21 protein-coding genes are annotated in these 26574 nt (G+C 30.3%); 13 read left to right on the top strand and 8 right to left on the bottom strand.

Annotated features, from left to right (window positions below; translation table 11 throughout):
• Positions 1 to 135: 135 nt before the first annotated feature.
• The 3 genes from K8354_RS00930 to K8354_RS00920 are packed head-to-tail and all read right to left on the bottom strand — an operon-like array spanning position 136 to position 2557.
• A complete protein-coding gene (locus tag K8354_RS00930; RefSeq protein WP_223444700.1) occupies positions 136 to 894 on the bottom strand; it encodes a DUF481 domain-containing protein in 759 nt (252 codons plus the stop codon).
• A gap of 59 nt (positions 895 to 953) precedes the next feature.
• Positions 954 to 1790, bottom strand: a complete 837-nt coding sequence (locus tag K8354_RS00925) for an alpha/beta fold hydrolase (RefSeq protein ID WP_223444699.1) — start codon at positions 1788 to 1790, stop codon at positions 954 to 956.
• 53 nt (positions 1791 to 1843) lie between these two features.
• The gene (locus K8354_RS00920; protein WP_223444698.1) at positions 1844 to 2557 is read right to left on the bottom strand and encodes a pyridoxine 5'-phosphate synthase; all 714 of its coding nucleotides are present in this window, start codon (positions 2555 to 2557) and stop codon (positions 1844 to 1846) included.
• Between the two features lie 60 nt (positions 2558 to 2617).
• Between K8354_RS00920 and K8354_RS00915 the strand changes: the two genes are divergently transcribed.
• The 8 genes from K8354_RS00915 to murI all read left to right on the top strand — a co-directional run bounded on the left by K8354_RS00915 (position 2618) and on the right by murI (position 10627).
• Positions 2618 to 3277, top strand: a complete 660-nt coding sequence (locus K8354_RS00915) for a CBS domain-containing protein (protein ID WP_223444695.1) — start codon at positions 2618 to 2620, stop codon at positions 3275 to 3277.
• A gap of 65 nt (positions 3278 to 3342) precedes the next feature.
• Entirely contained in the window at positions 3343 to 4242 is a 900-nt protein-coding gene (locus tag K8354_RS00910) for an NAD kinase (protein WP_223444693.1), read from the top strand.
• Between the two features lie 105 nt (positions 4243 to 4347).
• Positions 4348 to 5040, top strand: coding sequence for a type IX secretion system protein PorG (porG, locus tag K8354_RS00905; protein ID WP_223444691.1), 693 nt, complete (start codon positions 4348 to 4350; stop codon positions 5038 to 5040).
• Positions 5041 to 5043: 3 nt separating this feature from the next.
• Complete coding sequence (gene uppS / locus K8354_RS00900; protein ID WP_223444688.1) at positions 5044 to 5787, top strand: undecaprenyl pyrophosphate synthase; 744 nt, start codon at positions 5044 to 5046, stop codon at positions 5785 to 5787.
• Positions 5788 to 5794: 7 nt separating this feature from the next.
• Positions 5795 to 8326: an outer membrane protein assembly factor BamA gene (gene bamA, locus K8354_RS00895; RefSeq protein WP_223444686.1), complete on the top strand. Its 2532-nt coding sequence runs from the start codon at positions 5795 to 5797 to the stop codon at positions 8324 to 8326.
• Positions 8327 to 8390: 64 nt separating this feature from the next.
• Positions 8391 to 9224, top strand: a complete 834-nt coding sequence (locus K8354_RS00890) for an OmpH/Skp family outer membrane protein (protein WP_223444685.1) — start codon at positions 8391 to 8393, stop codon at positions 9222 to 9224.
• A gap of 35 nt (positions 9225 to 9259) precedes the next feature.
• On the top strand, positions 9260 to 9766 hold the full coding sequence (locus K8354_RS00885; RefSeq protein WP_223444684.1) for an OmpH/Skp family outer membrane protein: 507 nt from the start codon (positions 9260 to 9262) through the stop codon (positions 9764 to 9766).
• Positions 9767 to 9832: 66 nt separating this feature from the next.
• The gene (gene murI, locus K8354_RS00880; RefSeq protein ID WP_223444683.1) at positions 9833 to 10627 is read left to right on the top strand and encodes a glutamate racemase; all 795 of its coding nucleotides are present in this window, start codon (positions 9833 to 9835) and stop codon (positions 10625 to 10627) included.
• Between the two features lie 6 nt (positions 10628 to 10633).
• Here the strand turns inward: murI and K8354_RS00875 are convergent, their stop codons facing one another.
• Together K8354_RS00875 and K8354_RS00870 are read right to left on the bottom strand one after the other, a co-directional pair.
• On the bottom strand, positions 10634 to 11626 hold the full coding sequence (locus tag K8354_RS00875; RefSeq protein WP_223444682.1) for a PorP/SprF family type IX secretion system membrane protein: 993 nt from the start codon (positions 11624 to 11626) through the stop codon (positions 10634 to 10636).
• Positions 11627 to 11836: 210 nt separating this feature from the next.
• Entirely contained in the window at positions 11837 to 12610 is a 774-nt protein-coding gene (locus K8354_RS00870; RefSeq protein ID WP_223444681.1) for an XRE family transcriptional regulator, read from the bottom strand.
• A 52-nt stretch (positions 12611 to 12662) separates the two neighbouring features.
• On the opposite strand from K8354_RS00870, the gene dinB reads away from it, so the two are divergent.
• Positions 12663 to 13877, top strand: coding sequence for a DNA polymerase IV (gene dinB / locus K8354_RS00865; RefSeq protein WP_223444679.1), 1215 nt, complete (start codon positions 12663 to 12665; stop codon positions 13875 to 13877).
• A gap of 7 nt (positions 13878 to 13884) precedes the next feature.
• A complete protein-coding gene (locus K8354_RS00860) occupies positions 13885 to 16842 on the top strand; it encodes a DNA polymerase III subunit alpha (RefSeq protein ID WP_223444677.1) in 2958 nt (985 codons plus the stop codon).
• A gap of 445 nt (positions 16843 to 17287) precedes the next feature.
• On the opposite strand, the gene K8354_RS00855 is transcribed toward K8354_RS00860, so the two are convergent.
• From K8354_RS00855 to K8354_RS00845, 3 genes are all read right to left on the bottom strand, one after another.
• Positions 17288 to 17956, bottom strand: a complete 669-nt coding sequence (locus K8354_RS00855) for a helix-turn-helix domain-containing protein (RefSeq protein WP_223444675.1) — start codon at positions 17954 to 17956, stop codon at positions 17288 to 17290.
• Between the two features lie 230 nt (positions 17957 to 18186).
• Positions 18187 to 18855, bottom strand: coding sequence for a response regulator (locus K8354_RS00850; protein ID WP_223444673.1), 669 nt, complete (start codon positions 18853 to 18855; stop codon positions 18187 to 18189).
• A gap of 831 nt (positions 18856 to 19686) precedes the next feature.
• Entirely contained in the window at positions 19687 to 21615 is a 1929-nt protein-coding gene (locus K8354_RS00845) for a sensor histidine kinase (RefSeq protein ID WP_223444671.1), read from the bottom strand.
• A gap of 465 nt (positions 21616 to 22080) precedes the next feature.
• On the opposite strand from K8354_RS00845, the gene K8354_RS00840 reads away from it, so the two are divergent.
• The 3 genes from K8354_RS00840 (at position 22081) to K8354_RS00830 (ending at position 26005) form a co-directional block, all read left to right on the top strand.
• Positions 22081 to 22428, top strand: coding sequence for a cupin domain-containing protein (locus K8354_RS00840; protein WP_223444669.1), 348 nt, complete (start codon positions 22081 to 22083; stop codon positions 22426 to 22428).
• A gap of 41 nt (positions 22429 to 22469) precedes the next feature.
• Complete coding sequence (locus K8354_RS00835) at positions 22470 to 25322, top strand: discoidin domain-containing protein (protein ID WP_223444667.1); 2853 nt, start codon at positions 22470 to 22472, stop codon at positions 25320 to 25322.
• A 272-nt stretch (positions 25323 to 25594) separates the two neighbouring features.
• On the top strand, positions 25595 to 26005 hold the full coding sequence (locus K8354_RS00830; protein WP_223444665.1) for a transposase: 411 nt from the start codon (positions 25595 to 25597) through the stop codon (positions 26003 to 26005).
• Positions 26006 to 26574 lie beyond the last annotated feature (569 nt).

Genomic DNA, 26574 nt, shown 5'->3' with positions numbered 1-26574 from the left:
TATTTTAAGTTGATGGCAATTTATAGTTTAACTTACAGAAATATATGATTTTAAGCAACAGAACCTAACATCCATTTAATTTTAAATCTTGTGTAAATAAATGGACTTAAAACATCAAAAATGATAAAATCCTCATCAATAACTTTTTAAGGTAAAGCCAAAAGACATCATACCATCTTCTTGTTTTTGACTTTCAATAACGATACTTTCAAAAGTATGTCGGTAATTTATTTTAAAATTTAAGAACTTCCAAACAGGCAGTTCTAAACCTACATCTGCTTGCCAGCGAAAATTATCACGCTGCTCTAAAGAAGGTTGAAAATAAATTTCATGATTGATAATTACTTTTTTCTTAAACAAGTTATACTTTCCATTTACCCAAAAAGTACTCCGAAAGGTATTGATTGATTGGTTCCCATTATATTCGGAAATATTAAATCTTGTTTTATCAAATTTTGTTTGTTCATATTCACTTGAAATCGAAAACTTAAGCCAATACTCCTTATTTTCTAAAACTTGATACGTAACGCCAACCCCTAAAAGAGACCTCAAATTAATTTCTCTTCTAAAATTGGTACTCACAAAACCCAATACTAAGGGATACAATTTCCTCTTTGGATTAAAGTATAAAAAGTTAAGACTTAAAATATCTTCGTCGGCCTTTGTTTTTCCGAATGCTTGATACACATATGAGTTCATCGTTTTGAAAACCATTTTTTTTGAAGGCTTAAAACTAACTTCTGATTTTGCCCTAAAAATTAAAGTTTCTACATTTCCGCCTTGCCAAAAACCTGTTAAAGAAAGGTTAGCTCTTAGGTTAAGCGTATCACTTTCATTAATTTGCGCAGCAAGACAAAAAGGAACAAACAAAAAATAGTATATAATTTTTTTCATGCTATTTGGTTATAAAATTACTCCTTTTTTAATAATTGAAAAAAGTAAATTTAAACGATTCAAGAAGATTCCCCTAAAAACTCACAAACTTCTTTATAAAATTGCTTCGGATTTTCTGCATGCAACCAATGGCCTGCATTCTTAATTTCTACAATTTTATTTTGAGGGAAATGAGCATCAATAATCGCGTATTCAGAAGGAATAATATACCCCGATTTTTCACCTTTTAAAAACAATGTTTCTTTTGTAAATCTTGCGTTTTTCGGCAATGGCTTGCCAACTTCTGGGTTATTATCTGTTAGCGATTTAAGATTAAAACGATAGTCTAAAACTCCTTTTTCTTTCCAATATACATTCTTTAATAAAAACTGGCGAACCCCAACTTCTGGAATGTATTTTGCAATTTGTGCATCTACCAACTTTCTTGAATTTTGTTTTGAGAAATCGACCGAATTTAAGCCTGCTAAAATTGTATGATGATGTGGTTTATATTCTTTTGGTGAAATATCTACAACGATTAATTTATCCACTAAATCTGGATAAGTAACAGCAAACAGCATCGCAGTTTTTCCGCCCATAGAATGCCCCATTAAATATATATTTTCTAAGTGATGATATTGAATATAATTGTAGAGATCATTCACTAAAAGCTCATAACTAAATTCATCAGAATGAAAACTACGTCCGTGGTTTCTTTGATCTATTAAGTGAACTTGAAAATTATCAGCAAATTGATTTCCTAACGTTTTCCAATTATCGCTTGCACCAAAATAACCATGTAAGATTAATAAAGGCTTTCCTTCTCCTAAAATTTTTGAATGTAGAGCCTCCCCGAACCCCTCCAAAAGAGGGGAACTGTTGTGTTTTTTTTGATCTGAATTTAATTTATTATTCATTTCTATTTTTTTGATTTTTGTTCCTTCCCTTTGGGAAGGTTAGGATGGGATTTTTATTTTAGTCGATGTAAATACATGTTTACGACATTCTCTAATCCTAAATACAAACTTTCTGCAATCAATGCATGTCCAATAGAAACTTCGGCTAAATTAGGAATGTTCTCTTTAAAAAATTTGATATTATCCAAGCTTAAATCATGCCCTGCGTTAATTCCTAATCCTAATTTGTGTGCTAAAATAGCTGCTTCGGTATAGGGTTTTACAGCATTTTTATTGCCTTTATCAAACTCACTAGCAAAATATTCTGTGTATAATTCTATTCTATCGGTCCCTGTTTTTGCCGCGGCTTCTATCAAGTTTACATCGGTATCAATAAAAATAGAAGTTCTAATTCCGTTGTTTTGAAATTCTTTGATAACCTCTTGTAAAAAAGATTGATGTGTAATGGTATCCCATCCTGCATTTGAGGTAATTGCATCTACAGCATCTGGCACTAAAGTAACTTGGGTTGGCTTTATTTCTAACACTAAATCCATAAAAGATTGTATCGGATTGCCTTCGATATTAAATTCTGTACTTACCGTATTTTTTAAATCTCTAGCATCTTGATACCGAATATGACGTTCGTCTGGCCTTGGGTGTATGGTAATTCCCTGTGCCCCAAAATCTTCAATATCTGCTGCTACTTTTAATAAATTAGGTACATTACCTCCTCTAGAATTTCGTAAAGTTGCAATTTTATTAATATTTACGCTTAACTTTGTCATTGTATAAAATTAGCTGGCAAAGATAATTCATTTAATCATTTTATCCTATATTCGTGCAGAATGAACATAAACGATTACATCCTAAAAGAAATTAAAGCATTAACACTTAAAAACACTGTAAAGAGTGCTCAAAAACTGTTTAAAAATTATCCTATAACACATTTTCCATTAATTGAAAACGGAAAACTACTAGGGTCTTTTGCTGAAAATGATCTACAAACTATAGAACATAAAGAAAATAAGCTAGTAAATTATGTACATTTATTAAATTCTTTTTTTGCGGATGAAAAAGCAACTGTTTTAGAATTGTTAAAAATTTTTGCTGATAACGACACCACCATAATCCCTGTGATAAATGATGATAAAAATTATATTGGTTATTATGATTTACGAGATGTTTTAGACGCTTTTTCTACAAGCCCTTTTATGATTGAAGAAAGTGAAACTTTAATTATAGAAAAATTAGAAGATGATTATTCTATGAGTGAAGTAGCACAGATTGTAGAATCTAATGGCGGGCAATTATTAGGCTTGTATATTTCAGAAAAAAGGAGCGACTTTGTGCAAATAACCTTAAAAATTGTAACGAAAGAAATTAATGAAATGATGCATACCTTTAGACGTTATAATTATAAAGTTATTTCTATGCACGAAAATGATATCTACCTAGAAGATTTAAAAAATAGATCTGAATACTTACAAAAATACTTAGAAATGTAGCCATTTCAATTGGTTATATTAAAAACCAACTTGTGTATTTTTAAAATAGTAAAATCTAAAACAAAATGAAGAAAGTTGCAATTTACGGTCAATCTTATTCCATTTCTGCAGAAAAAGAAATTCAAATTTTATTGGAGGTACTTCATGAAAATAATATCGATATTTTTATTGAACAAGAATTTTATAATTTATTAGTAGCAGGTAATATTTTAGCTAAAAAATATCCAACTTTTTCTCATTTTTCTGATTTAAATAATTCTTTTGATGTACTCTTCACTTTAGGTGGAGATGGCACCATTTTAAGAGCTGTAACCTATATCAGAAATTTAGACATTCCTATTTTAGGAATCAATACGGGTCGATTAGGATTCTTAGCAACTATCAACAAAAGAACCATTAAAGAAAGCATTGCCTTGATTTTAAATGGTGAATACTCTATTCAAGAAAGAACTTTACTAGCTGTAAAAACTTCACCAAAAACCGCTAAATTTGAAGAACTTAATTTTGCCTTAAATGAAGTGACTATTGCCAGAAAAAACACAACTTCTATGATTGGTGTTAGAACTAGTTTAAACAACGAATATCTAACTAATTATTGGGCAGATGGTTTAATTATAGCCACTCCTACGGGTTCAACAGGATATTCTTTAAGCTGCAACGGTCCTGTAATTTCTCCAGACTCTAAAAACTTAATTATTACACCAATTGCACCTCACAACTTAAACGCAAGACCCATGGTAATCTCTGATGAAACTACTATTCAACTAACCATAGATTCTAGAGAAAAAGATTTTTTAATTTCATTAGATTCTAGAATTACAACCGTACCTAAGAACACGCTAGTTTCTATTAAAAAAGCAACCTTTACCATTCAGAGTATCATTCCAAACAATCAATCTTTTCTAAAAACGCTTCGCACTAAATTATTGTGGGGAGAAGATACCAGAAATGAAACCAATCTTTAACGTTCAAAATGCAATAAATCTCTAAAATAATAGTTATTCAAAAAAGACTAAATATTAACTTTAAAAAGCAAATGGAAAACCTTATATTTGCTCGCTATTTTTAGGATGAAAACAAAAATATCATTACTCATTTTTATAAGCATCTCTAGCATTTTGTTAGGGCAAGAATATGAAGCTGGCGTATTTATTGGAGGCTCTAATTATGTTGGGGATATTGGCAGAACCAATTATATATATCCAAATACCATGGCTGGTGCTATTTTTTTTAAATATAATTGGAATCCTAGAATAGCAGTAAGAGCAACTTATAGTTATTTACCTATAAAAGGAGATGATTTAGATGCAGACACAGATTACAGAAGAACTAGAGGACCAAATAATATTGGTTATAAATTCTCAAATACAATAAACGAATTGGCACTAGGTATAGAATATAATTTTTATGAGTACGACATCTCTTCTGATGATAAATATTGGACTCCCTATATCTTGATAGAATTGGCTGCCTTTAACTATAATTATGTTACCAGAGAAACCTTGGCAAATCAATACGAACTTGGCACTAAAACTTCTTTCGCGATACCTTTTGGCATCGGACTTAAATCTAAATTAACTGGGCCCATCGCCTTTGCGGTAGAAACAAAATTTAGATATACTTTTGATGACGATTTAGATTATACTACAAACACAATTCCTAGTTTAGATTTTGGAGGTAATAATAGCGATTGGTACATGTTTACAGGAGTGTCTCTAATCTACACATTTGGTAGACCTCCTTGTTACACAAAAGGATTTTAGCATATGGATAAAAAATTACTTATCGATCTACAGAGAGTTCCTAAACACGTTGCCATTATTATGGATGGTAATGGGCGCTGGGCTAAAGGTAGAGGCATGAGTAGAATTTTTGGCCACAGAAATGCACTCACTGCAGTTAGAGAATCTGTAAAAGCAGCCTCTCAAATAAATGTAGAAGCCATTACTTTATATGCCTTTTCTACAGAAAACTGGAATCGCCCTAAATTAGAAGTGGATGCATTAATGAGTTTACTAATTAATTCATTAAAAAAAGAACTGCCAGACTTCATGAAAAATGGAGTCAAAGTAAATTCTATTGGATCTATAGAAAATTTACCAAAAAATGCTCAAAATGTTTTAAATGATGTTATTTATAAAACTAAAAACAACACGGATATTGTGCTAACTTTTGCGCTGAGCTATGGCTCAAGAGAAGAAATTGTTAACGCATTCAAAAACATATCTAAAAAAGTTGTTAATAAAGAGCTCGATTTAGAAAAAATAGACGAAAATACTATAAATAACCATTTATATACATTTAATTTGCCCGACGTAGATTTATTGATAAGAACTAGTGGAGAACAACGCATTAGTAACTTCTTATTATGGCAAATAGCATATGCCGAATTGTATTTTACAGAGATACTTTGGCCAGATTTTAGACAAGAACATTTCTATGATGCAATCATAGAGTACCAGAATAGAGAAAGACGATTTGGAAAAACAAGCGAACAAATTACAGAATAAGTTTTACATGAAATTAATTTCTGCAACAGTAGTGCTATTTGCACTATTTTTTACTTTTAGTGCAAATGCACAAACAAAACAAGATACTATTTCTAAAACAAACACTTCCTTTGAAAGAGGAAAAGAGTACATTTTAGGGGGTATTACCGTTACGGGTTTAAAGAAATTTAGTGAAGAAACAGTAAAAGTATTTACGGGTCTTAGAAATGGTCAAGTAATTAAATTACCGGGTGATAAACTTACGAGTGCTATCAAAAAACTATACGAAAGTAAACAATTTAGCAATGTAGATGTTTATTTAGCCAAATTAGATGGTAACTCTGTATATCTTCAATTTGATGTACAAGAACTACCTCAATTAAATGAGATAAAAATTACCGGAATTAAAAAATCTAAAGCCAAAGAATTAAAAAAAGAAGCCGAATTAAAATTAGGCGCCATGGTGACAGACAATTTAATTGTAACGACCAAAAACTATTTTACAAAAAAATACACAGATAAAGGTTTTCTAAAAACAAAAGTGAATTTAGATATTCAAAAAGATACTTCGGATATTAATATTGTTAATATGAATATTTATATTGACAAGGGTTCTAAAATAAAAGTAAAAGAAATCGTTTTTACGGGTAATCAAGCACTTTCTGGTAAAAAACTCAGAAAAGCGATGAAAAACACCAAAGAAAAATTAATAGGTCGTTTTTGGAAAGGATCAAAATATATAGAAGAAGATTATCAAGAAGATTTAGAAGCTATTCTCGATAAATATAGCAGACTTGGTTATAGAGATGCACGTATTTTAAGTGAAGGCATTAGTTGGAATGACGATAATACAATTAATGTAAACATCGATTTAGAAGAAGGAAAACAATATCGATTTGCAGAAATTTTATTTGTCGGAAATAAAGAATATACTGACGAACAATTAATGGCAGTTTTAAGAATTGATAAAGGAGATGTCTATAATGGAGCTGTCTTAAAAGAAAGAGTGAAAGGTGATGGTTCACCAACATCGGAAGATTTATCAACCATGTATCAAGATACAGGATTTTTATTTTCGCAAGTAAATGCAGTAGAAACAAAAGTTGAAAATGATTCTATTACTGTAGAAATTAGAATTCGAGAAGATGAAAAAGCAAGAATTAGAAAAGTAACGGTATCTGGTAATGACAAAACAAATGACCATGTAATCTTTAGAGAATTACGTGTAAAACCAGGAGATTTATTTAGTAGAAGCAATATCATAAGATCTATTAGAGAAATCGGTCAATTAGGTTTCTTTGATCAAAATGTATCTCCAGATGTAATTCCAGATTATCAAAATAAAACTGCAGACATCGACTTTACTGTTATTGAAAAAGGAGGAAGTCAAATAGAATTACAAGGGGGTTACGGTGGTGGTGCCTTTATTGGTACTTTAGGTTTATCATTTAATAATTTTTCTATCAGAAACCTCTTTAATAAAGAAGCTTATAAACCGTTACCCATGGGAGATGGTCAAAATTTAGCGCTACGTTTACAAACAAGTAGAACCTTTAGTACGTATAGTTTTTCGTTTACAGAACCTTGGTTGGGCGGTAAAACTCCTCAATCTTTGTCCTTTTCTATCTATTCATCAAATCAATATCAATTAAATCCACAAACATTTGATGTTGATAGAGATCGAAGTTTAGGAATCATCGGAGCCTCTATCGGTTTAGGAAAACGTTTAAAATGGCCCGATGATTATTTCCAATTATCACAAACCATAAGTTACCAGAGCTTTAAATTAAATGATTATGGCTTTAGAGTTGGTGCAGATATTTTAGATAATGGTACTTTAAACAATTTAGCCTATAACGCAACTTTAACCAGAAATTCTGCAGGACCTAGTTTAATTTTTCCAACGTATGGATCAGAATTTACCATTGGCGTAAAGGCAACCTTTCCATATTCTTTGGTAAACGATAAAGATTATACCATTCCTGGTGGTTTATCGGCAGCAGAAACTAGCGCGAGAATTGCAGAAAAATATAAATGGTTAGAATATTATAAATTAAGTTTTAAAGGAAAATGGTATACCGCATTTACAGACAAATTAGTTTTAATGTCTAATGCAGAAATGGGTTATTTAGGCTTTTATAATTCTGAAGTAGGGCTATCTCCTTTTGAAAGATATTTTGTTGGTGGAGATGGTATTGCCGTTTTTCAATTAGATGGTAGAGAAGTTGTAGGTTTAAGAGGATATGAAAATAATAGATTATCTCCTTTAGAAGGAGGTTCTATCTATAATAAATTCCAATTAGAATTGCGATACTCTATTACAGATGCGCCTTCTGCTTCGATTTATACTTTAGGTTTTTTAGAAGCAGGTAATTCTTATGACAATTTTGACACATTTAATCCGTTTGAATTAAAACGTTCAGCGGGCGTAGGTGTTAGAATCTTTATGCCTGCCTTTGGATTATTAGGTATCGACTTTGCACATGGTTTTGACCCATTGCCTGGTTTTACTGAGAAATCTGGCTGGCAAACACATTTTATTATCGGAAGACAATTCTAGAGAAACTGTACATTTGTGATGTCAAAGTTTTTTTGGCACGGTTTTTTCTAAATACAATATACAAATGAAAAAAATATTTTTATTAGTCGTTCTTTTATTTATCGGTGTATCTTCTTGGTCACAAAGAAGTCAAATTATTGCCTATGTAGATATGGAATATATTTTAGAAAATGTTCCAGAATACATACAAGCACAAAATACCTTAGACTCAAAAGTTGCAAAATGGAGAAAAAAATTAGACGAACAGGCGCGCTTTATAGAAGTTTTAAAATCTGATCTAGCAAACGAAAAGGCAATTTTAACGAAAGATTTAATTGAAGAAAAAGAGGAAGAAATTACGCTTAAACAAGAAGAGTTAAGAAGATTAGAATCTCTGTATTTTGGCTCAAATGGTGATCTTTTTTTGGTAAGAAAGCAATTAGTAAAACCAATTCAAGATCAAGTTTATAATGCCATTCAAAGCATCGCAGCAAGAAAAAAATACGATTTTGTTTTTGAAAAATCTAGTGATTTAGTAATGCTCTATTCAAATAAAAAATACGATATTAGCGACCTCGTTTTATCTACCATAGACAGAACAAGATTATCAGAACAAAAAAAGGAGCAATTAAATAAAAAAAGAAACAAGACAAACACTCCTAAAAAAGAGTTAACCGAAGCACAGAAAGAAGCAATTGCTGATAAAAAAGAGCTAATTGAAGATAGCAAAAACAAAAAAGCAGCAGCTTTAGCAAAAAAAATAGCAGAAAAAGAAGCACAACAAAAGATAATTCAAGAGAAAAGAAAAGAACGTTTAAAGCAACGAGAAGAAGCAAGAAAAATATTAAGAGCAAAACAAGAAGCTGCTAAAAAGAAAAAAGAAGAAGAAAAAAAAGCGAATCAAAAAGAAAACAATTAAACAAAGAACAATAATTAAATTAAATTAAAACAAAAATGAAGAATTTTAAAACGTTACTATTAATTGCTGTATTTACTTTAGGGCTAGGTGGTGTTGCAAATGCACAAAAGATGGGTCATATTGACTTTGAAAAACTAGTAGCTGAAATGCCGCAAACAACAAAATTAAAGTTAGATATTGAGAAGTTAGGAAAAACTTACCAAGATGAAGTTGAAGGAATGGCTAAGAAATTAGATGCCAAAATGAAAAAGTATACTGCAGAGCAACCTTCGCAAACTAAAGAGATTAACGAAATTAGAGCGCAAGAGGTACAACAAGAAAATGCAAGATACGAGCAGTTAAGACAAACTGCTTATCAAGACATGCAGAAAAAACAGGCTGAAGGGTTACAACCAATCATTGAAACAGCACAAAAAGCAATAGACGAGGTTGCTGCTAGTAAAAGTATTTTATATGTATTTGATGCATCTATGGGTAAAGGATTACTAGTTAAAAAAGGAGAAGATCTTTATGCGGCAGTAAAAGCTAAATTAGGATTCTAAAAAAACCCTTTTTAAAATTATCTTAAACCTACTTTTTCAAGTAGGTTTTTTTATTTTTACAGGTATATGAAATCAAACAATTTTCCTATTGGTATTTTTGATTCGGGTATTGGGGGCACTTCTATCTGGAATGAAATTACTGAACTTTTACCTCACGAAAATAGCATCTATCTTTCTGATAGTAAACACGCGCCTTATGGTGAGAAAAGTAGCCAACAAATTATTAATTTATCGATTAAAAACACCGATTTTCTAATCAATAAAAATTGCAAAATAATTGTTGTTGCTTGTAACACAGCCACCACAAATGCCATTAATTTTTTAAGAGCAAATTATAGTATTCCTTTTATTGGCATAGAACCCGCAATAAAACCTGCTGCCCTAAAAACAAAAACAAATAAGATTGGTATTCTCGCTACAAAAGGGACTTTAAACAGCCAATTATTCGAAAAAACTTCAAAGACAATCAATAAACAAATAACAATTGTAGAAGCTATTGGTAAAGACTTGGTAGAACTTATTGAAGAAGGCAAAATTGATTCTATAGAAATAAAAAAACTACTTCATCTATACCTTAATCCTATGCTAAAAAAGGGAGTAGATTGTTTGGTTTTAGGATGTACGCATTATCCCTATTTAATACCTCAAATTAGAGAAATAGTGGGTAATAAAATACAGATCATAGATTCTGGACAAGCGGTTGCAAAGCAAACCAACGCTATTTTAGAAAAATATCAATTATTAAATATGGATCATAAAAAAGGAACACATCAATTTTACATCAATAAAAATAAAAGGGTTTTAGAAAAGCTTATTCTTAAAGAAAAAAAGTTTATAAAAATTGATGAAAGAGATTTTTAAAAACGATCAAAACCATAATTGATTAAGATTAGGAGAACCTGCTGCTCTAGGCTCTCTTGTCCATAAGTTGATCCCTAAAGAGATTTGATGAAATCCTGAATTTGTTAAAACAGTTTCATTCATTTGATTTGTATAGGTATAAGAAAACATTAAATTTTTATAGTTAATCCCTATTATTGGTGTTAAATACTGGGCATTTTCTATGGCATTTACATCAAAATTTCTTCTATATGAAATAGCCGCCCATAATTGCGTTTTATAAAAGTCTTTATATGCTTTTAAATTAAAATCAGCTACACGTTCTCCTGTTCCCTGTTTAAATTGTAACATTATTGAAGGCTCAAATTGAACAAATAAATCCTGCCCAAAACGATTCTTGTCAAAATAATATCCTAAGGATACAATGTAATTTCTTAAGTCTAAAGGCTCTTGAAGATTTAAATTGTTTTTAGGCGTTAGTAATAAATTTTTAATGGTAAAATAAGAAGATAATCCGCGTAAATGATAAGCAACACTAAAATCTGAATTGTAGTAACTTGTACTTTCAATAATTGAAGATACGGCAGCGTCTCCTGTAAAAGATCTTTGATCTGATTGGTTCTGAACAAGTGTAAATGCCAAACCAAAAGAAAGCTGATTAAATATTTTACCATCACTCATAGGCAAATGATAAGCATAACTTCCTTGAAAACCTTTCTGAGAATGAAATCCGTTTTTATCATTAAACAAAACAAGACCATAAGCACCATTAGAATACTCTCCAAACCTTGAATGAAAACTTAACGTTTGCAAAGAAGGTGCATCTGGAATACCCGCCCATTGTTGTCTTGATGTAAACCTTAACTTACTTGTGTTACCAATACCAGCGGCTGATGGATGTAATAGGTACACATTATCCGACAGATAATCTTGATAAATGGGTAAAGTCTCTTGAGATATTCCCTTTAATGAAAAAAGAAGTAGCAATAACACATAAAATCTAACATAGAATAGCTCCATTAAAACCTCATAAAATTTAAGTTCCCAAATATATTGATTTAAAAAGAATAATTCCTTTTAAACGTACAGTTTTAACATAAATACTAAACTGATTTAATATTCTTTTATGATTGTTTAAAATTGTAAAATAATTATTCCCAAAAACGACTTTTCGGCGAAAATGAAACTAGAAAAAGTATGTTCATAATAGCTTTATCTAAGAGTTATAATTTAAATTAGTGATTTTTTCAAAGCCTCCAACTCTACTCCTAAACCACGAAACATTTCTATGATGCTACTTAATTTTAATTCGTGCTCTTCATATTCTTGTGTGTTAATACTACATGTAAATTTCCATAACTCTAAGATTTCAGTAACAGGAACCTCATAAGATTGATAACTTGTATTGTCTGGTTTTAACAAAAAAGATTGTTTTTCTTCTACTTGATTGTAGATTCTTTTGTACGTCATTCCGTCATCTTTAGTAACTACAATATAAGAGCATCCACTTTTTGCCTCTTTAATGTCCTCCACAAATTCTGCCACCACATAAGAGCCATCTTTCATGGGCAACATAGAATCTCCTTTTATCGGGAAAGCCCTATGTTTTCCGGTAGGTAAAAAAGGCAGCTTTATTTTTTCTAATTGTTCTATATATTCAGGATCGTCATAACCCAATAAATACCCTGCGGATGCTTTTGCCGAAATCACTTCAATTAAATTCTCATTCTCACTATCAACGGTAATCGGAAACAAGACTCTTTTATTACCAACTTCAATAAAAGAAACATCTTTAGCCTTTGTTAAATCATTTTTAATAATAATGTCAATAGGGATTTTAAAATACGCTGAAAACGCCACTAAAAACTCAATAGTTGGTGAAGATCTATTTTCTTCGTAAGAACTTATTCTAGATCTTGTTACTAATAATTCTTCTGCTAAAGCTTCTTGTGTTAATTTTTTAAGAGATCTTAAATGTTTGATGTTTTTTGATAAATTTTTCATATTGCTACAATAATAAGCAACAAATGTATGAATTTGTAGCTAATTTTACACTGTGAAAAAAAATATTTTACATCTCGATTTGGATACTTTTTTTGTCTCTTGTGAGCGTTTGATTGATAGCAGGTTGCAAAAAAAGCCCTTGTTAGTTGGCGGAACAGGAGACCGAGGGGTTGTTGCCGCTTGTAGCTACGAAACGAGACGTTTTGGAGTGCACTCTGGGATGTCTATGAAAATTGCCAAAAAATTGTGTCCAGAAGCTATTATCATTAGAGGCAATACCAGTACCTATTCTAAATACTCTAATCTTGTTACGGAAATCATCAAAGAAAAAGTACCCATTTTCGAAAAAGCTAGTATTGATGAATTCTATGCCGACCTTTCTGGTATGGATGCTTTTTTTGGAAGTTATAAATATGCTTCAGAATTGCGTCAGCGAATTATTAAAGAAAGCGGATTGCCCATCTCTTTTGGAATGTCTCAAAATAAAATAGTTTCTAAAGTTGCCACTGGCGAAGCAAAACCTAACAATCAATTATTGATCAATGTAGGTTTTGAGAAAGATTTTTTAGCACCCTTATCGATTCGTAAAATTCCGTCTGTAGGAAATAAAACCTATCAAATTTTAAGAAATCTTGGCGTAGATAAAGTAAAAGTAATTCAAGAAATGCCTTTAGAAATGATGATCAGCGTTTTAGGTGCCAATGGAAAAACAATTTGGAAACGGGCAAACGGAATTGACAATCCGCCTATTATTGCTTTTCATGAACGTAAATCTTTATCTACAGAAAGAACCTATAATAAAGACACGATTGATATGGTAAAACTAAAAGCAACCTTGTTTGCCATGGCAGAAAACTTGGCTTATCAATTAAGAAAAGGCGATAAATTAACAGGAACCATCAGTGTAAAAATTCGCTATTCAGATTTCAATACCTACAGCAAACAACTTAAAATTCCGTATACAAGTGCAGACCATATTATTATCCCTAAGGTTTTAGAACTCTTTACAAAATTATATCAACGAAGATTATTAATCCGATTGGTCGGTGTAAAAGTATCAGACCTTGTTAGCGGAAATTATCAAATAAATCTTTTTGATGATACCGAACAACTATTATCGCTATACAACGCCATGGACACCGTTCGGAATAAGTATGGCGAATTGAGTATTATGAGAGCATCCGCCATGGGCGCAAAATCGATTGGCAGATTTAGCAATCCGTTTAACGGCGAACCTCCACTGGTTTTAGCGCATAGAAAACAATAACGCATGTATGTATTTAAATTGTCATAGCTATTATTCATTGCGTTATGGTACCTTCTCTGAAGTTGCCTTATTGCAACTTGCTGTAGAAAATAATGTCGATGGTATTGCACTTACAGACATCAACAATACCTCTGCTTGTATGAATTTTGTGCAGCAAGCTAAAAAATTTAATATAAAACCGATTGTCGGCATTGATTTTAGAAATGGTAACACACAGCAATTTGTGGCTATCGCAAAAAATAATGACGGTTTTGAAAACATCAATCGGTATTTGTCTTCTTTTTTAACCGCTAAAACTAAAATTCCGGATCAACCCAAAACGTTAGAAAACACCTATATTATTTATCCTTTTGAAAAAGTACTGGAATTAAATTTAACTTCTTTTGCTGAAAACGAATGTATCGGAATTTCGATTGCAGAAATTAATAAACTCCGTTTTTCTTATCTAAAAAAATACAAAGACAAATTGGTCATTCAGCAACAAGTTACCATCCGAAATAAGAAAGATTTTAATGCACACAGACTTTTACGAGCCATTGATAACAACACATTATTAAGCAAACTACCCACTACCGAAGAATGCTTAGCCACTGATAGCATGCATGCTACAGAAAAACTAGAAGAATCGTTTAAAGAATTCCCCCATATCATAGCCAACACAAAAAAGCTCTTACAAAACTGTACAATCTACTTCGGATTTAACAATGAACGTAAAAATCAGAATCTGAATTTGTATTGCAATAGTTTTGAGGAAGATTGTAAAATGTTGCTACAATTGTGTGATGATAACATGCATAAACGCTACCAAAATCCTACAGAAAAAGTAAAGGCACGACTTCAAAAAGAACTAAAAGTAATTATCGATTTGAAATTTGTCTCCTTCTTTTTAATCAATTATGATATCATCCGCTATGCGAAAGAAAACAACTTTTTTCATGTAGGTAGAGGAAGTGGCGCCAATAGTATTGTAGCCTATATTATAGGCATTACCGATGTAGATCCTATTGAATTAGACTTGTATTTTGAACGATTTATCAATCCGTTTAGAGCTTCTCCACCCGATTTTGATATTGATTTTTCTTGGAAAGATAGAAATACAGTAACCCAATATATTTTTAATCGTTTTGACAATGTTGCCTTATTAGCAACCTATAATACTTTTAAATACAGAGCCGTTGTACGCGAATTAGGTAAAGTATTTGGATTGCCAAAAGAAGAAATTGATAAACTAAGCAAAAAAGTTGCCGATACACAATTAGACGACATCTCTAAACTGGTTCTAAAATACGGAAAACTCATTGAAGGGTTTCCGAATTATGTGAGTGTTCATTCTGCCGGTATTTTAATTTTAGACAAACCCATTCATTATTATTCCGCTACTCATTTACCTCCAAAAGGCTTTGCTACCGTTCAGTTTGATATGAATATTGCTGATGATGTAGGTGTTTTTAAATTTGATATTTTAGGACAACGGGGTCTGGCAAAAATTAAAGATGCGTTAGCAATTATCAAAGAAAATAATCCGACAGCTCCTGAAATTGATATTACCAATGTGGAGCGTTTTAAGAATGATAAAAACATTAACAACTTGCTAAAAACAGGTGGTGCTATTGGTGCATATTATGTAGAGTCGCCTGCCATGCGTGGCTTAATGCAAAAATTACAAACGCAAGATTATTTGGGTTTGGTTGCTGCAAGTTCTATTATTAGGCCAGGCGTGTCGGGTTCTGGAATGAAAGAGGAGTTTATAAAACGGCATCGTTTTCCTGAAAAAAGAAAAGAAGCACATCCTATTTTATTACAAATTATGCCCGAAACTTACGGCGTAATGGTCTATCAAGAAGATGTGATGAAAGTTGCCAATCAGTTTGCCGATTTAACCTTGGGAGAAGCCGATGTTTTACGAAGAGGAATGAGCGGAAAGTACCGCTCTGTAGAAGAATTTAAAGCCGTTGAACATAAATTTATTACAAATTGTAGAAAAAAAGAATACCAAGACGAATTAATTTTTGAAGTGTGGAATCAAATTAAAAGTTTTGCAGGCTACGCGTTTGCAAAAGGACATTCTGCCTCTTACGCAGTAGAAAGTTACCAGAGTTTATTTTTAAAATGCTACTACCCTATTGAATTTATGACCGCAGTTTTAAATAATGGTGGTGGCTTTTATTCGGCTGAACATTATATTCATGAAGCTAAAATGTGTGGTGCAAAAATAGCCTTGCCTTGCATCAACAAAAGCGATCATGCAAATACCGTAGAAGGAAAAACTATTTATTTGGGTTTTGGTTACCTAAAAAATTTAGAAGATTTGGTGATTCAACGAATTTTAACAGAACGTCAAATACAAGGTGCTTTTTTTTCTTTGGATGATTTTATCGATCGAGTAACCATTTCGATAGAGCAACTCACCATTTTAATTCGTATTGATGCGTTCCGTTTTACACTAAAACCAAAAACAGCGCTACTTTGGCAAGCTACTTTTAAATTGAATGCCACAAAAATAAAACATCAAACAACACAAGAAAAGCTGTTTCGCTTGCAACATCAAAAATTTGAAATTCCAGCATTACATACCCATTGGTTAGAAAATGTTTATGATGAAATAGCACTGTTAGGGTTTACTATTCACGATTATTTTTCTTTGGTTACCGAAGAATTTCTTCCCCATACAAAAGCAAAAGAAATGGAAGCCTATTCTAATAAAAATATATTGTTGTATGGTAAATTAGTCACTACTAGATTTAACAAAACTTCACAAGGAAAACTCATGCGTTTAAGCACTTTTATAGACCAAGATGGTTTTTATTTTGATGCAGTTCATTTTACAGATGTTGTTCATTTATATCCAATAAACGGAATAGGAATTTATGCTTGTTACGGTAAAATTACCAATCGTTTTGGGTTTTGCAGTATGAATATCATCAAATCTAAAAAGATGAGTATTGCTATTGATCCTAGGCAATAAAAAATAACTTCAAATAAAATAATGTAGTTTTTTGAAGCTTGCCCCCCAACAAGAAAAAAACTGACAATTATAATAAATGAAGTTAAATTTATAAACGTTTAAAAATGTATTTCATACTATTTGAAATACTTGGTATCCATTATTTTTGTTATCAGAAAAGCAATTCAATAAAAATTAAAACCTTACAAACACTGTAAGGTTTTAAAACAACATCCTTCTTTTCCATAATATTATTAAAAAACTTTATGAGCTCAATACCTTTGAACATCATAAGTATTTATATCTTTATTAAATTTTTCTAAAGAAATCTCGGCTAATATTTCTTTAGTAATTGATTAAAAAATTTCATTTTCTTTACTACTATTTATCTTTCAGCAAAACTAAATCCAAAAAATGGAAAAACTTTACGGGTTTCCGTAATTTGGTAAAAAAAACCAAAAAAATTTTAAATAAGTCCAAAATCCTTAGCAATCGCAACTAAATGCGCAGGGTTTTTAGCATTAAAATGTTCTTTCAGAAATCTTAATCTTTTTTCTACAACACTTCTACTGGAAGGTTTAATTCCATTTTTCTTTAATTTTTTACTAATTTCTTCTTGAAGTAAACCTTTAGATAAACCTACAATTATAAAAATATCAAACTCTGTAATTTCTACAGTTTTTCTAGGGTGAATGGCAGTGTTTAAATCTGGTGAAATATAAAACTCATCCGAAGTAAAAATTGAATGAATTGCTTTTTTGAGTTCTTGCAGTCCGTTTCTATTTTTCCAAACATATCCCTGAATTTTTAGATTGCTATGCAAATGCTGAATTCGATGCGATTTATCTTCGATTGAAAAAACAATTATTTTTAAATCAGGAAATTCTTCGCGTACTTTTTCTATTAATTCTTCTCCAGATTTTAATTTTTGTGGCGTTCCATCATTTTGAAATGATAAATCAGTAATCATTAAATGATAAGGCTCTCCGTTTAAAGAAGCCTTTTTAATTTTATAGAACGCTTCATCACAATACGTAATAGAGTCTACTTCTTTCATGGAAATCTCATCTAAAGCCGCTTGTATACCGCTATTAATAAAATCAAAATCTTCTACAACTAAAACTTTTTCAAACATCTTTGCTTTTTAAAAATGAAATAACTTTTAATCTTTAGCTAAGTTTATTTTCGAAATTAAGACCTCCTTTTGTTGATTTTAAAAGGGTTTTCGTATTTTTGAGTCTCTTTCTAAAAGGATATTGTATTTTAGCTACTTTCCTTTTTTATTTCTTTCATGTCAAAACTAAACCCAAAAAATGGAAAAATTTTACGGGTTTCCGTAATTTGAAAAAAAAAATCAAAAATTCTTTAAATAACTCCTAAATCTTTGGCAATAGATACTAAATGTGTAGGATTTTTGGCATTAAAATGTCCTTTTAAAAATTTTAACCTCTTTTCTACAACACTTATACTTGAAGGTTTAATTCCGTTTTGCTTTAATTTTTTACTAATTTCTTCTTGAGGAAAACCTTTGGATAAATTTAAAATTAAAAAAACATCAAAATCTGTAATTTCTAAAGCTTTTCTAGGATGAATGGTCATGTTTAAATCTGGTGAAACATAAAACTCATCCGAAGTAAAAATTGAATGCACTGCTTTTTTGAGTTCTTGCAATCCGTTTCTATTTTTCCAAACATATCCCTGAATTTTTAGATTGTTATATAAATACTGAATTCGATGCAATGCGTCTTCTATTGAGAAAATAATTATTTTTAAATCAGGAAAATCATAGCGTATTTTTTTAATGAAATCTTCTCCGCATTTTAATTTTTGCGGAGGTCCACCATTTTGAAATGATAAATCAGAAATTATTAAATGATAAGGTTCTCCTTTTAAAGACGCTTCTTTAATTTTTAAAAAAGCTTCATCACAATAAGCAATAGAATCTACTACTCTTATGGAAAGTTCATATAAAGCAGCTTCTATTCCACTATTCATTAAATCAAAATCTTCTACAACTAAAACTTTTTCAAACATCTTTTCTTTTTAAAAATGAAAATAACTTTTAACCTTCTACCTAGTATATTTTCGAAATTAAGAACTCCTTTCGTTAACTTTATGAGGGCTTCCACTTTTTGAGTACATTTCTAAAATTATATTGTATATTCGTTTTTTTATCCTCCTATTATTTCTTTTTTGCCAAAACTAAACCCAAAAAATGGAAAAACTTTACGGATTTCCGTAATCTGGCAAAAAAAATTAAAAAATCCCTTAAATAACTCCTAAATTTTTAGCAATAGACACAAAATGTGTAGAATTTTTGACCTAAAAATGTACTCTCAAAAAATCTTACTCTTTTTTCTACAACACTTATACTTGAAAATTTAATCCCCGTTTTGCTTTAATTTTTTACTATTTTTTTTGAAGAAAATCTTTGAATAAATTTTAAAAAACTTACAATCTGCAATTTATAAAGACTTTCTGAGATGAATGGTCATGTTTAAATCTGGTGAAGTAGAAAACTCATCCGAAGTAAAAATTGAATGAATTGCTTTTTTGAATTTTTGCAATCCGTTGCTGTTTTTCTAAACATATCTCTGAATTTTCAGATTGCTATATAGGTGCTGCATTCGATACGATTTATCTTCGATTGAAAAAATAATTATTTTTAAATCAGGAAAATCACCTGAATTTTTTGGATTAAATCTTTTCTGAATTTTAATCTTCTCAGGCTTCCATCATTTTTAAATGATAAATCAGAAAATATTAAATGATAAGGTTCTTCGTTTAAAGAAATCTCTTTAAATTGAGACTTATAGCACTGTTAAAAAAATCAAAATCTTCTAACTAGCCCTTTTTAAAACCTTCTTAATTTTTAAAATTAAAAATAATTTTTATCCCTCTTATAGGATTATTTTCAAAATTAAGAGTTCCATTCATATTCTTTATACGGATTTTCGTATTCTTGAGTCCATTTTTATAAATAATTTTATTTTCTTTAAATCCAACTCCATTATCCGAATAAATTATTTGATACTCATTTTTTATTCTTTTGCAAGCAACAACAACTAAAGTAGCCTCGCTATGCTTTTTCATATTCACAAAAAACTCATTAAACACCCTATAAATTACAATTTGCTTTTCTTTATCTAATTTATTTAACTCTATAGAAGCCAAATCTTTTAGAATAATTTTACAAGTATCTGAATTATAACTAGCTACGAGTTCTCTAAAATGATTTTCAAAATCTCCACCTGTTTCAATAGTATCATTTTCATGAGAAATAGCTCGAGTTTGGAGATATATTTTATCTAAATCGTTTATAATATCCGTTGGTTTATACGTTGAAGCCTGAACTTTAGTAAGAATTTTAAAGATATCATTCCCTAATTCGTCATGTAATTTTTTAGCAATCCTGGTTTCCGTATTATATTTTTCCTGTAAAACTTGTTTTTTGTGTTGCTGTTTTCTTCGATACAATAAAAACAGTAAGCTAGAAGCCAAAATAACAGTAATGATTAAAATATTTTTCTTTTGATTATTTTCTTGCTCTGCAATTAGTTTGTTTTCTGTTGCAAGTGTTTTAAATTTTAGCTTTTTTTTCTCTTCTTCTTCGTAATCATATTTAATTTTAGCAAACTTATATTGTCTATTGGTTTCTACTTTCTGTAAACTATCACTTAAACGAATACTCTCTTCATAATATTTAATTGCTTTTAAGGGTGTTACGAGAGCTGTAATTTTTTCTATCGCTTCAATTTGCCCTTTTGGGTTCACTAATTCTTTTGTAGCATCGTACATCTTCATTGCATACAATAAAGCCTTTTCAGTATCCTTTTCTTTAAAAAAATCTGATAAATGAGTGTAACTTGCCGCAAGTCCGTATGTGTCTTTTTCTTGAATTCGAATGGATTTGGCAAATAATAAATCTTTTTCAACCGGCTCATTAGCATTATTTAACCATTTTATATATGCCAAATTATCTATAACTCTTGCCTTTGTTTTTAAATTAACGATAGAATCCTTTAGCAAGTTTTCAAGAATTAAAATAGCTTTAGAATAGTCTTTAAATTCTTTATAAACGTTTGCCAAATTATTTTTATAAATAATCTTAGAGCTTTTCCTTGTTGTTATTGCAATCCCTTTTTTATAATAGTTTACGGCATCCTGATAGATTGATCTCTGTTTTGAATTTATAGCTAAAATATTATAAGCAGATGCCGTGGTGGTTGCTTTTTTTCCGTTGATAAATTTTATAGAAGCTACTGCCGAAGAATCACTTTTTGTATAATCTCCAAAATTAGATTCTATGTATGCAATGTTTAGAAAAGAGGCTCCCAATTGCAGACTGTCTTTTGTCTTAAAAAAATGTTTTTTTGCGATATTGTAATAATAAAAAGCACTATCTCTTAAATTTATTTGATTAAAATATAAGCCTAATCTAAAATTAACATGACCTAAATAGGCATCACTCTCTTTGGTAATCTCTAAATTTAACATCTTTTTACAAGCACCAATAGCACTATCGGGTTCGTTAAGCTTGCTATATAAAAATCTATTGAGATTAAAAAGCCTGTATTTGTCTGAACTATTAATCGCTCTTTTGTTAAGTATTTTTTTTGATAGTTGAAGCTGTTCTTTATTGTTAAGATTTTTAAATTGAGAAAAATCGACAGGAACAAATTTTTCTTCTTGAGTTTTTTGATTCGGAAGCCCATCATTTTTCAGAACTTCTTCTTTACAAGATAAAAAGAATATTACCAGAAAAAAGAGGGGCACAATTTTCACCTGTTTCATTTGTCGAAAATACCATAAATATCTCAATATACTCCGCACTATTTTTAGGAATTATAGATTGCCATTAAGTTGTACCCCATCCATTAAAAATATTGGTAAAGTTAATTGTTAACTAAGTTTTTATAATTGATTTCTTTTTTACAAAATTTGTATTTACATGACAAGCCCCAATGCTATAAAATTGGGACTGATACCGTTATAGACATCTAATGCCGTAATAAATCGTTTCCTTTTTCGCTTACTTTTTAAAAAAAATGATCGCAATGAAGGCTACGCTAATTCTTTTTTAATTTCAATGAATCAAAAAATAATTCAATTTATGTACACGAAATTGTACGTATAAATTGGTGTGAAAAGGATTTCTAAAACATCTGATAGAATTTATCTAAAATGCCTACTTTTAACAAAAATGGCATTCATTTTTTTTTTAGCGATTTTACATAATTTTGAAAGCATCATTTTATAATGAAACTAACACATACTCAATTACTTCCAGAAATTGGAGTAAGTCATAATACAGATATCAAAAAGAAAGTCTTTATAGGCAAGGGAAGCGTCCCTAATTTAATGATGTTCGGCACTACCACTTTTAAGCCTGGCCAAACGGTAGCAACCCATCAACACGAAACCATGACCGAAGTTTTTTATATTCAATCTGGTAAAGCCGACTTTATGATAAACAATAAAAAGAACATCGTAGTTTCGGGTGACTGTATAACCATTGAACCCGGAGAATATCATTCCATGAATAACCCCTATAAAATCGATACAACTTGGATTTATTTTGGAATTGCCACCGATACTAAAGAATAAATTTGTATCTTAATTGTTTATTTACAATGATCATTTCTCCCATGAAAAAGTTTTGTTTATTCCTTATAACTTTGTGTATTAGTTCTCTAGCGTTTTGTCAAAACCAAAACTTTATTATTGATCATACTTTTCCTTATCATGTAAATGAAGAAACTTTAGGTAGCGCAACTATTGGCGGAGACACTATATTTATTTCTTCTTCTAGAACCAATCCGTTAAGATTTCAATTTGTAAATGGAGATGCCAATACCCCGCTTGTGATTATTAATAAAGGCGGGCAAGTAAAAATTGATAGTGGCGATACTGGTATCTGGGGTGCCATAACCTTTGAAAATTGTAGATACATTAAAATTAGCGGAGCTGGGCATCCAAATTATAAATACGGATTTAAACTCTCGGCTGTTGAATCTGGTTTGGCTTTTGCAGATTTGAGTTCTGATTGTGAAGCCGAATTCATAAAAATAGATCACGATGGTTTTTTCGGTATCGTGGCTAAAAAAGATTATGAAGGAAATCCTCCTTTTCCATATCCGGTTTTTAAAAATTTAATAATTCATGATTGTTTTATTGAAAATGTATCTGAAGGAATGTATTTAGGTGAAACTCAAACACCCGGAATGGAGTTTAAGCAGGTAAGAATTTACAATAATATTGTGCGAAACACTTTAAGAGAATCTATACAAATAGCCAATATGGTAGAAGATATAGAAATTTATAATAACACACTTTTAAATGCAGGATTAGAAAATATACCCCACCAAACCAATATACTTCAAATAGGGAACAACAGTGTTGTAAATGCCTATAATAATATTCTCATAGGCGCACCTTCTAATGGAATTATTGCTTTAGGAAAAGGAGATTGCACATTTACCAATAACTATATCGCTTCCAATTTAGGAGTTTTTGTTGATAACCGGTCTGTAAGTGATCAACTAGCTCCTGTGAATATTAACCAAAATTATTTTAGAGAAATTAATGGTACCGAAATTATAAAAAATTATAATGAAATTAATTATATAACTGCTGAAAATAATTACTATGATACAGATATTACCTTCTTCCTAAATGAATCTGGCAATGCAAATAACTTTACGGTAGCAAATAATTGTTTAGCACGTATTCCAGAAATTGAATTTGAAGATCCTTCTAAGAATGATTATTCCGTTACAAATAATAATCCGACTGAATATCAGCAAATAGGAGCACCGAGCGGACCCGAATATTTTGAAACAGCACCTCAACAAATTAAAATTACCTCTGAAATGGTAACCGATTTAGTTGAAGGAGGCAGTATAAATTCGCCTTTATTTTTATTTGATGAACAAAATTTAAATATAACAATCGATGAACATGCCCAAAGTGTTTCATGGAAGCCTGCTAACGCAATGAATAATTCTTCGTATCATGTAGTGATAGATTTAGGAAAACACTATTACATATCAGAAATAAATTTACATGATATGGATAATAGTGCTGATTTTACAGTAGAATATGGCAATGAAACAAATTGGGAAACTTTATTTACCGACCCTTGTGACACTTATAATACTTGGAGTAAAAATGAAACTGATGTAACCACAAGATTCCTACGATTTTCCATGTATCAAAATGTTTTTGCGTTTGTTAATGAAATCATTATTTATGGATATCCAGTAGTTAAAGAATCTAAACAAATTGTTATTTTACCCACTATGGTAACCGATCTGGTGCAAGGAGGAAGCTTAAATTCACCTTTATTTTTGTTTGATGAACAAGATTTGAATTTAGTGGCAGAAGAATCTGCTGTAAGTAATTCTTGGAAACCAGCCAATGATGCCTTAAATGCTCCATATTATGCTATTATAGATTTAGGAAAAGAATATTACATTTCTGAATTCAATCTTCATGATATGAATGATAAACAAGATTTTACCGTAGAATATGGAAATCCCAATTATTGGTCTCCTTTGTTCGTGGATTCTTTAGATAATTTTCAGTCTTGGAATACACATAATACAGATATTTCTACACAATATTTACGTTTATCGATGTTAGAAAATCCTTATGCAGCCGTAAATGAAATCATAATTTATGGATATCCTTTAATTGATTTCCTGAAAGTAAGTAAAAAAAAAAGTAGCGAAGATAAGCAGATCATCATCACATCAAATATGATAAAAAATTCTGTTAAAGAAGGTAGTGTACGTTCCGCCAGACTTTTATTTAATGAGGAGCATTTAGAGTATACATCAGAAATGAACGCATCCAGTAATTCTTGGAAACTAGCCGATGCAGTCAATAATGAATCCCATGATATAATTTTTGATTTAGGAAAAGAATATTATATCTCTAAAATAAATTTACATGATATGCAGCAAACAAAAAAATTTACTCTAGCCTATGGCTCTGCATCAAATTGGACCACTTTATTTATAGACCCATATACTAATTTTAATCATCAGAATGAAACTAAAACAGCTATTTCAACAAGGTATTTACGTTTTTCTATGGATCAAAACGAATTTGTATCAGTAAACGAAATTTATATTTTCGGCCGTCCAATAGTATCAAAATCAGCAAATAGAAAAACAGTTGAGGTTATCAATTGCGACGCACCTCTTTCTAACCCTGACAATATTGTAGTATTTAATTCTGAAAACATTGTACTGTATCCAAATCCTGTAAATCAGAAATTATACCTAAAGTTTCCTCTTAAAATGACCGGAAAAAGTAATTTGCTCATCAAGGATCTCTTAGGGAAAACATTGTATCATCAACAACTATTAATTAGTGAGCAAAATCCTTTTCTTGAGCTTACTAATTTTCAGTTACCAAAAATAAAGGGAGTCTACATCATGTCCATACTTCATGAATCTGGAGATTTAAGAAATTTAAGATTTCTTAAGGAATAATTTTAAAAATAAGAAGCTCATCAAAAATAAAAAAATACTTTACACTACAATTTTAAGATGCAACTTTTAGTAATTATATATTTTAATCTACAATCACAATTAATACCAATGCTGCATTGAAATAACCGTAATAAAACGCCCTTTTTTTCCTTTCTATTTGAATATAAGAACAAACCGTAACGAAGCCTATGCCTAATTTTAAAGATTATGTGGTATTACTTTTTAGGAATTTGTAAAACATCCTTTTTAGTACATGAAAAAAATATAATTAATTGACAATAAACAAATTATATGGATGTAAACTAAAAAATAAAAATGGAAAACTTGATTTTTTAATTCTTATCTCTTTTAATCAACCTGAAAAAGCACAACAAAATTATGCGCAAAGAGGGCAAATTGAAATGTGTTTTAAAGCGATGAAATCTAGTGGATTTGATATAGAAAACACCCATTTAAAAGATATTCAAAGAATTGAAAACTTAATTTTACTGGTAATGATTGCTTTTGTATGGTGCTATAAAATTGGAATATATCTGCATCTAAAAAAGCCTATACCAATTAAAAAACCCGGAAGAAAAGCCAAATCTATATTCAAATATGGGCTTAACTTCTTAGCAAAAACGCTTTTAAACTCTGAAAATAAAACAAATGTAGAAATCTATCAATTTTTGTCATGTACTTAGAAATTGAGTACTAAATTCGCTTACTCTTTTTTGGAAATCATACTCAAACACAGGTATAAAAACACGATTATTTTTACGATTATTTTGCAATTCAGTATATTTAAAACCAATTTACGTCATCTTCTACGCTTATAAAAATTTTTTTCTTGGGTCTTATATTAACAAAGGGAAGTACTGCTATGGATTTTTGATTTAACAACTTTCTTTTTTTCAAACAAATATAAAATAAATGTTTATACCAGACTGATTAAATACTTCAAGTCTAACTTTAGAATTGGATTTACTTTTCCTAATTTTCTAGCATTTCAAATTTGAATTCCATTTTATCTGTTTCATTTTAACGCCATATCAATACTGTTGTCAATTAGAATTTTATGGTTGCTACTATTTTATTTGAAAAACTTAGAAATGATTACACTAAACGGCAAAATTGAATGCAAATACTAAACAAGAAAATTCTACAAAACTGTCACTTCTACAATAGGAAAAATCTCATAAAGAGGCCAGCACAAAGCTTAGGAACTTTAAAAGATTTCTCTCTACATTAAAAATGACAAAATTAAATGACA

Origin of the sequence: Polaribacter litorisediminis (genome assembly GCF_019968605.1) — a bacterium.
In the GTDB taxonomy this organism is placed as follows: Bacteria; Bacteroidota; Bacteroidia; order Flavobacteriales; family Flavobacteriaceae; genus Polaribacter; species Polaribacter litorisediminis.
Note: the sequence above shows the minus strand (reverse complement) of the source record. Positions and strands in the feature narration are given on the sequence as shown.